Raw genomic sequence first — 13,513 nt, 5'->3', positions numbered from 1 at the left:
TCAGGTTGTGATGTAGGGGCGTTAACTTTACAGTTAGTTGAACAATTTCCCCTAATCGTCCTCCAACGTAAAACCATGATAGCGATTGTTGGTTGTGTGGATAATTTTTTTTTAAATTTCTGAATATTATTTCTGTTTATCACTGGCTTTTCGGCTTAATCGGCTACTGGAGCCTGTGAGTGGCGGTTGATAAAGACACGAATGATAGGCTTTGTTAATTTTAGTTGCTTAAATGAATGATATGTGTATGTTTCCGTAAATTTCTGGTTGATAAATTGAATTAATTTCGTGGGTATCATACATCTCACTTTATTAATAATACGTAATTATAAAATGGTTTATAAATTGTATTTTTATTGATATATATTTGGATAATAATAACAAATGTCATCTTTACATGTTAGTTTAATCAATCTCATTTACCTAAATAAATGCCTCAAAAATGGAAAGTGCATCATTTAAAAGAAAACAAGTTTTAATAGTTGATGATGAACCTAGCATTTTAAAACTGCTGAATTTCATATTGTCAAAACAGTACAGCATCCATATGATGGAAAGTGGGTATAAAGCTCACCTGTGGCTTGAAGACGGTAATTTCCCTGATATTATCATTCTGGATCTTCATATGCCTCATTTCGATGGCACATCCTTTCTGAAAAGCATCAAAATAAGCGGTTATTACAGGGAAATACCTATTATCATCCTTTCTGCCGCGGAAGGTCTGGATAAAATCGTAGCCAATTTGCCCTTTAAGGTAGAAGCCTATTTTCCTAAACCGTTTAACCCGGAGAGTTTAAAAGACGAAATTGTTAGAGTTCTGGACGCACTACCAAAACCAATGCTACATAAATAATGGATTACAACTATAAAGGAATAAGATTGGTTTATTCTGGAACTGAGCTTTCGCAGGAATCTGCAGAAACATTGGGACAGGAATATAATGTTGTGCACGTAGGAGATACTTCCAATCTGGAAAATTATCTGAGTACGCTTTCGCTTTTTTCCACACCGGACGTTATCATGATTGAGATCAATGATGAAGAGCTTGTCTTTTCTATCATTAACAAGATCAAAAGTAACCCGCTCACAAGTGGACTGATTATTGTCTTACTGGCGCATATGCCAGACGTGAGATTAAGAACAAGAGCCCTTAAGGCAAAAATACACGACCTGTATTTTTATCCTTTTGAAATGGAGCATTTGAAGGACCGCCTCAATTTTCTGATAAAATTCAAACTAATCAAACCTAATATTGAGCAGCTGGCTGTTATTAAAAAAGAAAAGGAATATACAACTCCAACTCCTAAACGGGTTTTTGATATTGTGTCTTCAGGGGGTATCCTGTTGGTGACCTCGCCTATTTTATTGCTGATTGCCCTGTTTATCAAACTTGATTCAAAAGGGCCGGTAATCTATAAAAGTAAAAGAGTAGGAACGGGATATAAGATCTTTGATTTTTACAAGTTCAGGTCAATGCGGGCCGGTGCTGATAAGGAATTGAAAAACCTTTCAGCCCTGAACCAGTATGCAGATGACGGCAGCGGTGCCAATGCCTTTGTAAAGATAAAGAATGATCCCCGTGTAACAAAATTGGGTAATTTCTTAAGGAATTCAAGCCTTGATGAGATCCCGCAGTTATTCAATGTCCTTAAAGGGGATATGTCGCTTGTTGGTAACAGGCCGCTCCCGTTATATGAAGCTGAAATGCTGACCTCAAATGAATGGTCAATGAGGTTTTTAGGTCCGTCAGGATTGACAGGCCTGTGGCAGATCAGTAAACGCGGTAAAGGAGAAATGTCTGATACCGAACGGAAGAAACTTGATAACTTCTACGCGAAGAACTATTCTGTCTGGTTTGATATCAGTATCATGCTAAAGACATTTCCGGCGTTGTTCCAAAAAGAAAAAGTATAGTGAATTGAACCAACATTAAAACAAACTAAATAAAATATCAATGAAGACAATTTCAGCACTCTCAATTTTTATAATTACCTTTTTTGCTTTGCAGGTATCTGCTCAGGAAACCATTCTGACCGATATTAATTACGGCCAGCTTGAGAAATATGTTCAGCTTGCTAAGGAAAACTACCCAAGGGCAAAAATTGTCCGTGCACAGATGGAATCAGTGCGATTGGCTATTCCAATGGCTAATGTATCCTATTTAGACATATTTACTGCATCATATTTTTACCGTCCTGAGAAAAATCAGGATGCAATTAACCCGACTAACCCATATTCGGTAAATGGTTTCCAGTTTGGAATTAACGTTAACCTTGGTTCGGTTTTAATGAAACCTTTCCAGGTAAAAAAGGCCAAAGCTGACTATAAAGTTGCCAAACTTCAGACGCTTGACCAGGATATGTTCATTACTACTGAAACAAAAAGAAGATATTATCTGTATATCCAAACGGCAAGTCAGTTAAAGATCAGTACACAGACTGCACAGGATAACAAAAATATATCTGAGACTTCAAGACACAGATTCGAGAAAGGCGAGATCACTTTAGATAACTACAATATCTCAAGAATGCTTGTTTCAAGTTCAAATACTAATAAGATACAGGCGGAAGTAAATTACCTGGTTGCAAAAGATGCGCTGGAAGAAATGATTGGCCAAAAGCTTACGGACGTTAAATAAGCAGAGATAGAAACGAATATGGATATTAAAGCATTCTTTAAAATAGTTAACAGGTACAAATGGATACTTATCCTTGTTCCTGTAATTGCCGCCACCATCACTTATTTTCTTGTCAAAAACCTTCCAAAGAAATATAGCTCTGAAGCACAGATTGCCACAGGTCTTATAGATCAGTCGAAACAAGTGAGCGGAGCACAGCAAGCAGATTATTTTAAAATTAATTCTCAGTTCAATAGTATCATTGAGAAGATGAAGATGAGGAAGATCATCAGTATTCTTTCTTTTAACCTGATGGTCCATGATCTGACGGATCCTAAAACTTCGTTTAAAAAATATAGCGAAAAACTGGATTCACTTTCGGCTGAAGACCGTCGTAAGGTAGCTGAACTGTATATAAAAAAGATACAAACGCGTGCAATCAGTAATCCTTCTGATAATAAAGGCGAATATAAGTTATATGACCTCATCGCTTCTATGGATTACGATGAAGTTGCACTCAATAAAAATCTGGATATCATTCATCAGGAGAACAGTGATTTTATCAATGTAAAGTTTACATCGGCTAACCCTCAGTTATCCGCTTTTGTGGTGAACACGCTGACCTCTGATTTTATTAATAGCTATGGTATAGATGTGAATTACAATCAGAACCAGAGTATATCGGTGCTGGATTCTATCTTAAAAACCAAGGAACGCGATATGAATATCAAGAACTCTGCATTGAAGGATTTCAAAATGCAAAACGGAGTACTTAATCTTGACAAGCAATCAGCGCTGGTTTATCAGCAGATTACCCAGACGGAAGATAAAAAAGCACAGGTAATCAGAGATATACAGGCCAGTCAGGGTGCTATTGCAGCCATTGACAGCAAGCTTAGAGGTACTGACCCCAATATGGGCAGAAACGTAATCGGCGATAACTCCGAAATTCTGAATATCAAAAGCCAGCTTGAAGCGGCAAACAGAAGATATGTAGACGGGAATTTTAAACTGGAAGATAAAAAAAGAGTAGATTCACTGACGGCCCTGCAAGTGGCTATTACCTCCAGGAATTCGGACAAATACATTGTTGATCCGCAGGTGTCAAGGCAGAATTTACTGCAGCAGAAGTATACACTGGAAACTACAGTTGCCCAGTTAAATGCCAGTGTTAAATCAATTGACAATGAACTGGCAACTGCCAGGTCAAAATACGACGCTATGGTGCCATTTGATGCAGGCATCCAGAATTATAACAGGGATGCTGATATGGCTACCAAAGACTATCTGGAAGCATTGAACAGGGTGAACCAGACCCAGACAGAGCAGAATATTGGTCTGAAGCTCCAGATTGCGCAGATTGGTATGCCAGGGTTGCCTGAACCATCCAAGACTATTATTTTTGTAGCTTTATCAGGTGTTGCCGCTTTCTTTATCTGTTTCGCCATACTGTTTACATTGTTCTTCATGGACAGTTCAATCCATACCAGCCAGCAATTGGTGGCGGCAACAAAATCTAAGGTGGTAGGAAGTTTAAACCTTATTCCTGATGCTGACAAAACGATTAAAACCATCTGGAACGATACTGACGTAAACAATAACTATAGTATTCACAAGGAATTGCTGAGGTCGCTTAGATTTGAAATCAATGCACAGATGGCTGCAGATGACAGCCGCATTTTGGGTATCACAAGTTTACAGCCCGGGGAAGGAAAAACCTTGGTAGCTACCAACCTGGCTTATGCCTATGCAATGACAGGTAAGAAGGTGCTTTTAATCGGAGGCGATCAGGCTTCTCCTGTATTATCTGATTCCAAACAGCTGATCAAAAGTCAGAACTTTGAGACATTTTTAGTAAGCAGGGAAATCAAAGTAGAGGACCTGATTACAAGACTGAGTAAGGTAGATCATCATAAATCGTTATTGGAAATTCAAACCGAGAGGAATCTGAAGTCTGGATTTGATGTACTGAAAAAGCAGTTTGATATTATTATTATAGATATTGAAAGCCTTACTGATATTAATATAGCCAAAGAGTGGTTATCTTTTACAGAGAGGAGCTTTGCGGTATTTGCTGCGGGTAAGCCATTAAGTGATGCAGATAAAGATTTAGTTTCTTTTCTTAAGAACCAGCCCGGATTTATGGGATGGGTGATTAATAAAGTCAGGTTGACCGAAATCAAAGATTGATTCGGGGGTTAAAGATATTTAAGCATGCAGCAGGAATCTACGTATCTCTCGTTAAAGAGATCGAAAATACTATTTTTAATCTTTGGGGTACTTATAGCCGTAATATCTAGCTTCGTTACTTTTTCATCGGAATTGATTGGCCCTGTTGTATTGATCGTACTGGCTGCTGCTGTCATCTTTGTCTTATTGGTATTCAGGAATCCCAGGGTAGGTTTTATTGCAGTTGTGGTCTGGTGTTTTATGCTGGGCCTGTTCGGAAGAGAGGTTGGAGGGCTTCCCTATGGGATGGGCATAGAAATATTGTTACTACTTACCTGGATCTCCGCTCTGGTATACTACCCAAAGGAAGAATGGGTATTGATGAGGAATGATCTATCGCTTATTTTTTTAATCTGGTTTATCATCAACATCTTTGAAGTGATCAATCCGGCAGGGGCAAGTGTGGTGGGATGGGCGCAGGAAATCAGAGGTGTTGCATTGTATCCAATATTGATCATCCCACTTAGTTTTGTCGTATTGAGTAAAACTAAGGACCTTGATATGTTTATCAGGTTAATTCTCCTTCTGGCATTTATTGCTGCTTTAAACGGTATTAAGCAGGTTCATATAGGGCTTTTTCCCGGAGAAGCACGTTTTCTTGCCAGCCCTGAAGGTGCCACACATATGATCTTCGGTAAATTGAGGGCATTTTCTTTTTATGACGCAGGTCAGTTTGGTGCATTTGAAGCCGTGTTTGTTTTGATGGCAATCGTACTTGCATTGGGTTCGTCCAAATTATGGAAGAAGATACTTTTATTAGGAATGGCCGGGACATTTGGCTACGCGATGCTGATATCAGGTACCCGGGGAGCATTTTTTGCATTGGTGGTGGCTGCATTTTTTGCTATTATCCTGACGAAGAATTTTAAGATTCTTTTTGCCGGCAGTATAGTAATGGTCATGTTTCTTTTTGTATTGAAATTTACCAGCATCGGTGCCAGTGTTTATTCAATTAACCGCTTTAGGACAGCGCTGGATCCGCAGGACCCTTCGTTGAATGTCCGTTTTAAAACACAGCAGGTGCTGAGGGAATACCTGATTTCGAGGCCTTTTGGCGGAGGACTGGGAGTACTGGGCGCATATTCAACCAATAATCCGGGCAAATTCCTTTCTACTATTCAGCCCGATAGTTACTGGGTGAAGCTTTGGGCCATGACCGGTGTTGTCGGACTAACCATCTGGTTTACCATGATGATGTACGTTTTAGGAAAATGCTGTGGGATCATCTGGAAAATCCAGGATAAGAAACTTAAAGTGAAGCTCATTGCCGTATTCTCTGCAAGTGCCGGAATATTCTTTTGTAGCTATGGAAATGAGGTAATTAACAATATGCCCTCTTTAGTTGTCGCCTTCATTTCTTTTGTTCTGGTGTATCAGGCTCCGGGATTTGATCGGCAGATCGCTGAAGCGAACCGCCAGGCTGCTGAAGACAGCCTTCAGGATGACAATGAGAATTTATTCATCGGCCGGCCTTCTACTGAAATTAAACCCCTATATTAGTGCAATATGCCATTTGAGATTTTTTTAATTCCCGGCCTGATATTGTTTGCATACGGCTTCTTCAAATCCCGTAAGTTTTACGACGAGCAATACGATAAAAATAAAGATAATCAATAAAAGATCTGCTATATGATGAATACGCTCTGGGTGATCTTTCAGGTTATTATCGGTTATAATCTTGTTCTTCCCTTCATATTGTTTGTTTTTTACCAGCTATTTAAAAAACCTGTTGCCTCTGCTGCTGTAAGGGTCGATTTCGACTATGCAATTATTGTAACTGCATATGAACAAACCGCATTACTGCCTTCTGTTGTGAATTCACTGCTGCAATTAAATTATAGTAGTTATTTAATTTATGTGGTGGCAGACAATTGTGATATCTCTCATCTGCACTTTGCTGATCCGCGGGTCATTTTATTAAGGCCTGAAAATGTACTGGCCAGCAACACGCGTTCACATTTATATGCGATTGCAAATTTCAGAAGGGAGCATGAGATCGTCACTATCATCGATAGCGACAACCTTACTGATCCGGAATATATCAATGAATTGAACGTCCTCTTTTATGCTGGCTTCGAAGCAGTTCAGGGAGTAAGGGCTGCAAAAAATCTGAATACTACTTACGCCTGTTTAGACGCAGCGAGAGATATATATTATCATTTTTATGATGGTGAGGTCTTATTCGGACTGGGATCATCGGCAACACTGGCCGGATCGGGCATGGCTTTCAAAACCGACCTTTACAAGGCATGTTTTGAAAATCTCGACATTACAGGAGCCGGTTTTGATAAGGTGCTCCAGGCACAGATCCTGAGAATGGACAAGCGGATTGCGTTTGCTAAGGATGCAATAGTTTACGATGAGAAGACTTCGAATGCTGACCAATTGGTCAACCAGCGTTCCAGGTGGATCAATACCTGGTTCAAATACTTCGGTTTTGGCTTTGATATTTTACTGAAGGGCATCAAAAAAGCCAATTTTAACCAGTTTTTATTCGGAATTATCTTACTCAGACCTCCGTTATTTATATTTATTTTGCTGTCTGTGCTATGCGGACTGGTAAATATTTTTATTTTTCCATTTTACTCGTTAATGTGGGTACTGGCTTTCGGTATTTTTGTATTGAGTTTTGTGCTTTCGTTAAAAATTCATCCTACTGACCCAAGAATTTACAGATCGTTAGTCAATATCCCTAAATTTATCTATTTTCAGTTATTATCTTTATTGCACGCGAAGGGGGCAAACAAAAGGTCTGTAGCTACCAAGCATAATGTTAATTCATAAGCCTTATCATTAACTAAGTGGAGTCAAAAATTATTACAGGGAGAGATATTGTTATAGTTGGTCAGCAGCCCTGGGATGTTTCCATCGGGAGTAACTGTAAAAATATAGCGGTGGAACTGGCAAAGCATAACAGGGTATTGTATGTGAATTCAGCTTTGGACAGGATTACCCTGCTTCGTAATAGGAATGATGAAAGGGTCATCAGACGCAGAAGCGTGATTAAAGGCAAGGAGAGCGGACTGGTTCCCGTAGTAGAAAATCTATGGACGCTTTATCCCGATGTATTGATAGAGTCTGTCAACTGGATCAATAATTTTAACATTTTTGATCTGCTGAATAAAAGGAATAACCGCCTTTTTGCAAAATCTATTTCAAGGGCAATTTCGTTATTAAATTTTAAAGACATTATTCTTTTTAACGATAACGATATGTTTAAGAGTTTTTATCTCCAGGAATTTCTCCAACCCGCAGTCAGCATATACTATTCCAGGGACTTTATGCTCGCTGTGGATTATTGGAAAAAACATGGCGAGAAGATAGAACCGGAACTGATCAGGAAAAGTGATCTTTGCGTTGCGAATTCCACTTATTTAAGCGACTACTGCAAGCAATATAATCCACAGTCATACTATATCGGACAAGGTTGTGAACTTGATCTCTTTACCAGTAGTCATACCTTTCCTGCAGTTGCAGAAATAGAGAAACTTTCGGGCCCAAAGATTGGATACGTAGGTGCCCTGCAAAGTATCCGTCTTGATATTGAACTTATTTCCCATATCGCTTTACAAAGGCCTGAATGGAATATCATCCTGGTTGGGCCGGAAGATGATGTATTTAAAGATAGCATCTTACATAAGATTTCTAATATTCATTTCCTCGGACCTAAAAAACCTGAAGATCTGCCAATGTACATTAATGCTTTTGATGTGTGTATCAATCCGCAACTGGTAAATCAGGTGACTATAGGAAATTATCCGAGAAAAATTGATGAATATCTGGCTATGGGCAAGCCTGTTGTTGCAACTTATACGCAGGCAGTAACTATATTTGCAGCAGCTGTTTATCTGGCAGAAGACAAGCAGAAATTTACAGAGCTGATTGAGAAAGGGCTAAAGGAGAATACGCCGGCATTGTCTGCAAAACGGGTTAACCTTGCGCAGTCCCACTCCTGGGAGAATAGTGTAGGGGAATTATATAAGGCTATTAGTCACGTTTTAACAAATTAGGCATGTCATTATCCGAAAGTATAAAAGCAAATCCCTTTGTAAAGAAGATGGCACTGAAGATGCTTATTCCGGCGAACGACTTTCGTCCGAGGCTTTGGATCAGGCTGTTTGTAAATCCTTTCAAACATAAACGGGGCAAAGGTTCCATTATCAGGTGCAGAACCCGGATAGATGTCTTTCCTTTTAACGATTTTCATCTTGGCGACCGGAGTATGATAGAAGACTTTTCTACCATCAATAATGGTGTAGGGGATGTTTTTATCGGTAAAAAATCACTTGTAGGGATCGGCTGTACCGTAATTGGGCCGGTAGAAATCGGCGATAATGTGATCATGGCGCAAAATATTGTGATCTCAGGTTTAAATCATGGATATGAACTGATAGATATTTCGCCGAGTGATCAAAAGACTGTGACCAGTAAGATTACCATTAAGGATGACGTCTGGATTGGTGCAAACTGTGTGGTGACCGCAGGTGTGACTATAGGTAAACATGCAGTTATAGGTGCGGGCAGTGTGGTCACCAAGGATGTACCCCAGTTTTCTGTATCCGTCGGTAACCCTGCTAAAGTTGTGAAATTGTATAATTTTGAAAATAAGAAATGGGAAAGGGTCTAAATATATGAGTTATCTGAAAAATCCCGCCTGGATCAACCAATTCCTCTTTCCGTATGAAAAATTTGAGGATATTGAACCCTCTGTTTTTAAAACTATAAATGCGGACCTGGACAAGGTACAAAGCACAGATCCGGTTGTCAGTATCGTTGTGATTGCCTGGAATGAAGAGATTAACATTCTTCGTTGTGTGGCCACCCTTTCCAAAATGAAGACGAAGTTCCCGTTTGAGATTATTGTGGTGAATAACAATTCCACGGATAAAACACAGGACACTCTTGATCATCTGCATGTAAGGTCTTTCAATGAACTGCTTCAGGGTGCCGGGCCTGCCCGGCAGAAAGGACAGGAAGTGGCACGGGGAAAATATATCCTGACCGCAGATGCTGACTGTTTTTACCCCGAATGCTGGGTTGATGAAATGATGAACGTACTGCAGCAGAAGGGTGTTGTTTGTATCTACGGAAGATATTCATTTATTGGTGAGCCTTCATTTCCAAGATGGAAACTTTTGATCCTGGAGAAGCTGAAAGATACAATGGCCGGGGTCAGACATATCAAACAGCCTTATTTTAATACTTTTGGTATCAGTATGGGATACGTGAAAGAATATGGCCTGAAAATTGGGTTTATTAAAATTAACCGAAGGGGAGAAGACGGACAGCTTGCGATGGACCTGATGAAATACGGTAAAATCAAGCAAATGAAGTCCAGAAAGGGACGGGTGTGGACAGGAGTCAGAACGCTGACTCAAAACGGTTCATTTTACAATATTGTTGTTTCCAGAATTAAGGAAGACCTGAAGCGTTTTAAGTACAATTTTATTACCCGTAATTAATATTTACCGATACTACGAATGATTATTGCCGAAAATATATTTAATGATGTCACGTTACTGATTACTCATTACAACAGGAGCAGTTCTCTGGAACGTTTACTCAGGTCTTTTAAAGAATTAGGTATCGTTTTTGGTGAAATTATTGTTTCTGATGATTGCAGTAAGGCTGTTCATCTTGACCATATCAGGGCGATGCGGGAGGAACTCAACTTTACATTGATTTCTGCACCAGTTAACAAAGGGCTGGCAAACAACCTGAATAAAGGGCAGCATGCGGTTAAAACTCCCTACACGCTGTATGTGCAGGAAGATTTTATTCCCATGGATATTTTTACCGGGCATTTCAGGGATGCAATGGATATCATGAATGAAGATCCTGCGATGGATATCATCAGATTTTATGCATATGGACCTTATCCCTATCTTCAGCCTTATAAAAATGGTTTTTCATTAATGATCTATAAACCCTGGTTTATGGATAAGAATAAAATATATAATTACAGTGATCATCCCCATTTAAGAAGAAGTACCTTTTTCGAGCGGTTCGGAACTTATACTGAAGGAATAAAATCTGACAAAACGGAATATGAAATGTGTTTGTCATTTATTCAGAATAAGGGTAAAGGACTGTTCTATGATCAGTATGATAGTTTATTTAAGCAGGAGAATTCATCGGCTGAGCCAAGTACGGTTACAAGAAGTAACTGGAGACAAAGCAGTAACCCGATATTGTCTTTTGTAAGACTGTTGTACAGACAATTTAAATATAACTATGATATTCATATCAATACAAAGTTCAGAAAGTAACAAGAGAAGATTAAGGTTGAAATAGGGAATATTTTAATTTCTAACGTCAGAATAATATCTTATATTATAAAGAAACTACTAACTATTCATGCTTAATCTCCAGAAAAAAGCCCTTTTAGTCTTTAAGAATTTACATTTTTTATCTCTCCTGGGGAATGGGATGATGGCCGTATTCGGAATGGTCACGCTGGCCATTCTTTACCGGAAGTTATCTGTCGTAGAGATGGGTGTGTACATTTTCTTTATGGCAATACTGGGGCTGATAGATGTGCTGAGAGCAGGTTTCCTAACGATCACTTTTATTAAATTTTATTCAGGTACGGAACTGGAAAGGGCAAGGAAGGTTGCAGGCTCCGCCTGGTTCATCGGCATTGCCATTACTGCTTTATCAGTTGTCGTCAATATCCCTACCTATTTCATCGCTGGTTATGTGACGGATCAGGGGCTCATTTTATTTCTGAAATATTTTTCTATTGTATCTATTATCACACTGCCTTGTTTTATGGCAAATTGTCTGGTACAGGCGGAAAAACGGTTCGACAGGTTATTGTGGTTTAAAATTATGACGCAGGGATCTTTTACCCTGATGATATTTCTCCTGGCATTTTTTAATAAGATTACGCTGAATACGGTGCTTTTAGCCTATGGAATATCCAATTTGTTATCCAGCATAATTGTATTACTGTTAAAATGGACAATGATCTTCTCTATAAAATATGCTGATAAACCAACCGTTCTGGAGTTGTTTCATTTTGGAAAATATAGCATGGGCACCAATATCGGTTCAAACCTGTTCAGCGTGACCAATACTTTTGTGATCAACTTTTTTATAGGGCCTGCAGCACTGGCAATATTCAATTTGGGAGGTAAACTGCTTCAGGTCATAGAAATTCCCCTGCTGAGTTTTGCCGCAACGGGGATGCCCATTTTATCTACCTATTACAATAAGGGGGAGAACCGGGAAATGATGTACACCCTGAAGAAGCTGATTGGTATGATGACCATCGCATTGTTACCTGTGGCACTGTTCTCACTGATCTTTGCCGAACCTATTATTAGCGCACTCGGAGGAAAAGGATATAGCCATAATGAGGCGCCAAACCTGTTCCGGATTTTTATGACCTTTGGATTGTTATATCCTGCAGACCGGTTCTTTGCGCTTGCGCTTGACGTCATCCACCAGCCTAAGATCAATTTTTATAAGATCCTGGTGATGCTGGTTGTAAATATCCTCGCGGTTTGTATAGGAGTATCGATATTTCATTCCGTTTATTCTATTGCCATTGCAGGAATATTTCCTACTATAGTAGCCATTCTCATGACTTATGCCCCATTAAATAAATTCCATAAGTTTAGTTTTTGGAGTATATATGTGATCGGTTATAAAGAAGTGATCATTTTTATCAAGCAAATGAACAGGACCCTTTTAAAAAGATAATATCAACTAGCGTAATCTAATGTCATCATCTATATTTATTCGTTAATATGAGTTCAAAAAATAATATATCCATCGTTGTTGCAAGTGATAACCATTATGCAATACTTATTGCTGCTTTATTAAAGTCTATAGAAATTAATCACAAGACTGCTGAACACATCGATTTTTATATCATTGATGATGGCATTTCGGCTAAAAATAAGCAGAAGATAATAGACTCACTGCAGTCTGACGTGATCACTGTACGATGGTTTGAAAAGCATGCGATCATACCCGAAGGAGTCTCCATACCGGTAGACAAGTCTGCATTTCCGCTGACAACCTATCTGAGGTTATTTGCACCATACGCTTTACCACCGGATGTGGAAAGGCTGATTTATCTTGACGTAGATACCATTGTAATGAAGGATATATCCTTACTCTGGAATGCAGATCTGAATGGCTGCACCATTGGTGCTGTACTGGATGTGGGTAAAACAGTAGACTGTGCCTGGGGCGGGATACCTAATTATAAGGATCTTGGCCTGCTGCCCAGCACCAAATACTTCAATGCGGGTATCATGCTGATTGACGTGATCAGATGGCGTGAAGAGGAGATTTCTAAAAAGGTTATTGATGCATTACGTACCTATGCTGAGCATGTCGTATTGGTAGACCAGTACGGGTTAAACGTTGTGTTTGCGAACAGATGGCAGGAACTTGATCCGCGCTGGAACTGGTTTGCTACTTTTCAGCATGATGATCCGTTTATTATTCACTACCTGGACATCAAACCTACATTCAAATCGTACAGGTCGCAGGAGGCTTTCAGGACAATATTTTATAGCTATCTGAACCAGACTCAATGGAAAGGTTTCAGGCCTATAAGTGACAATTACAGGGTAGTGCGTAAATTCTCAAACAAGATTAAAAAATATATACTCAACTTCTTTCAGTAACTGATGTTGTGTTTGCCGGTTG

The 13,513-nt window shown here is 39.3% G+C and carries 12 protein-coding genes; all 12 read left to right on the top strand.

Translation table 11 applies throughout. From position 1 onward, the window contains the following. Positions 1-442 precede the first annotated feature (442 nt). The 12 genes from BLW16_RS16850 to BLW16_RS16795 all read left to right on the top strand — a co-directional run bounded on the left by BLW16_RS16850 (position 443) and on the right by BLW16_RS16795 (position 13,491). Positions 443-853: a response regulator gene (locus BLW16_RS16850; RefSeq protein WP_090558760.1), complete on the top strand. Its 411-nt coding sequence runs from the start codon at positions 443-445 to the stop codon at positions 851-853. After that, positions 853-1,914, top strand: coding sequence for a sugar transferase (locus BLW16_RS16845; RefSeq protein WP_090558758.1), 1,062 nt, complete (start codon positions 853-855; stop codon positions 1,912-1,914). The genes BLW16_RS16850 and BLW16_RS16845 overlap by 1 nt, the downstream gene beginning before the upstream one ends. Before the next feature lie 40 nt (positions 1,915-1,954). Then, positions 1,955-2,638 carry a TolC family protein gene (locus BLW16_RS16840; RefSeq protein ID WP_090558756.1) on the top strand — a complete coding sequence of 228 codons (684 nt, stop codon included), beginning with the start codon at positions 1,955-1,957 and terminating at the stop codon, positions 2,636-2,638. An 18-nt stretch (positions 2,639-2,656) separates the two neighbouring features. Further along, the gene (locus BLW16_RS16835) at positions 2,657-4,807 is read left to right on the top strand and encodes a nucleotide-binding protein (protein WP_090558755.1); all 2,151 of its coding nucleotides are present in this window, start codon (positions 2,657-2,659) and stop codon (positions 4,805-4,807) included. A 24-nt stretch (positions 4,808-4,831) separates the two neighbouring features. Further along, positions 4,832-6,346, top strand: coding sequence for an O-antigen ligase family protein (locus tag BLW16_RS16830; RefSeq protein WP_139298346.1), 1,515 nt, complete (start codon positions 4,832-4,834; stop codon positions 6,344-6,346). 129 nt (positions 6,347-6,475) lie between these two features. Continuing rightward, positions 6,476-7,630 (top strand): glycosyltransferase, encoded by a 1,155-nt coding sequence (locus BLW16_RS16825; RefSeq protein WP_090558753.1) that lies wholly within the window; start codon positions 6,476-6,478, stop codon positions 7,628-7,630. Between the two features lie 17 nt (positions 7,631-7,647). Next, positions 7,648-8,856 (top strand): glycosyltransferase, encoded by a 1,209-nt coding sequence (locus tag BLW16_RS16820; RefSeq protein WP_090558752.1) that lies wholly within the window; start codon positions 7,648-7,650, stop codon positions 8,854-8,856. Positions 8,857-8,858: 2 nt separating this feature from the next. Continuing rightward, entirely contained in the window at positions 8,859-9,473 is a 615-nt protein-coding gene (locus tag BLW16_RS16815) for an acyltransferase (protein WP_090558751.1), read from the top strand. Positions 9,474-9,477: 4 nt separating this feature from the next. Then, positions 9,478-10,308, top strand: coding sequence for a glycosyltransferase family 2 protein (locus BLW16_RS16810; RefSeq protein WP_090558749.1), 831 nt, complete (start codon positions 9,478-9,480; stop codon positions 10,306-10,308). An 18-nt stretch (positions 10,309-10,326) separates the two neighbouring features. After that, positions 10,327-11,115, top strand: a complete 789-nt coding sequence (locus BLW16_RS16805) for a glycosyltransferase (protein WP_090558747.1) — start codon at positions 10,327-10,329, stop codon at positions 11,113-11,115. Positions 11,116-11,203: 88 nt separating this feature from the next. Further along, positions 11,204-12,553, top strand: coding sequence for a lipopolysaccharide biosynthesis protein (locus BLW16_RS16800; protein WP_090558746.1), 1,350 nt, complete (start codon positions 11,204-11,206; stop codon positions 12,551-12,553). Between the two features lie 47 nt (positions 12,554-12,600). Beyond that, positions 12,601-13,491 carry a glycosyltransferase family 8 protein gene (locus tag BLW16_RS16795; RefSeq protein WP_090558744.1) on the top strand — a complete coding sequence of 297 codons (891 nt, stop codon included), beginning with the start codon at positions 12,601-12,603 and terminating at the stop codon, positions 13,489-13,491. The last annotated feature ends 22 nt before the right edge of the window (positions 13,492-13,513 follow it).

The organism is Pedobacter hartonius (assembly GCF_900107535.1).
Taxonomy (GTDB): domain Bacteria; phylum Bacteroidota; class Bacteroidia; order Sphingobacteriales; family Sphingobacteriaceae; genus Pedobacter; species Pedobacter hartonius.
Note: the sequence above shows the minus strand (reverse complement) of the source record. Positions and strands in the feature narration are given on the sequence as shown.

Bases quoted from the DNA above. Each gene is read 5' to 3' on its own strand.
- BLW16_RS16830 (WP_139298346.1), top strand. From the start codon at position 4,832: ATGCAGCAGGAATCTACGTATCTCTCGTTAAAGAGATCGAAAATACTA.
- BLW16_RS16810 (WP_090558749.1), top strand. From the start codon at position 9,478: ATGAGTTATCTGAAAAATCCCGCCTGGATCAACCAATTCCTCTTTCCG.
- BLW16_RS16840 (WP_090558756.1), top strand. From the start codon at position 1,955: ATGAAGACAATTTCAGCACTCTCAATTTTTATAATTACCTTTTTTGCT.
- BLW16_RS16800 (WP_090558746.1), top strand. From the start codon at position 11,204: ATGCTTAATCTCCAGAAAAAAGCCCTTTTAGTCTTTAAGAATTTACAT.
- BLW16_RS16850 (WP_090558760.1), top strand. From the start codon at position 443: ATGGAAAGTGCATCATTTAAAAGAAAACAAGTTTTAATAGTTGATGAT.
- BLW16_RS16825 (WP_090558753.1), top strand. From the start codon at position 6,476: ATGATGAATACGCTCTGGGTGATCTTTCAGGTTATTATCGGTTATAAT.
- BLW16_RS16835 (WP_090558755.1), top strand. From the start codon at position 2,657: ATGGATATTAAAGCATTCTTTAAAATAGTTAACAGGTACAAATGGATA.
- BLW16_RS16795 (WP_090558744.1), top strand. From the start codon at position 12,601: ATGAGTTCAAAAAATAATATATCCATCGTTGTTGCAAGTGATAACCAT.
- BLW16_RS16815 (WP_090558751.1), top strand. From the start codon at position 8,859: ATGTCATTATCCGAAAGTATAAAAGCAAATCCCTTTGTAAAGAAGATG.
- BLW16_RS16805 (WP_090558747.1), top strand. From the start codon at position 10,327: ATGATTATTGCCGAAAATATATTTAATGATGTCACGTTACTGATTACT.
- BLW16_RS16845 (WP_090558758.1), top strand. From the start codon at position 853: ATGGATTACAACTATAAAGGAATAAGATTGGTTTATTCTGGAACTGAG.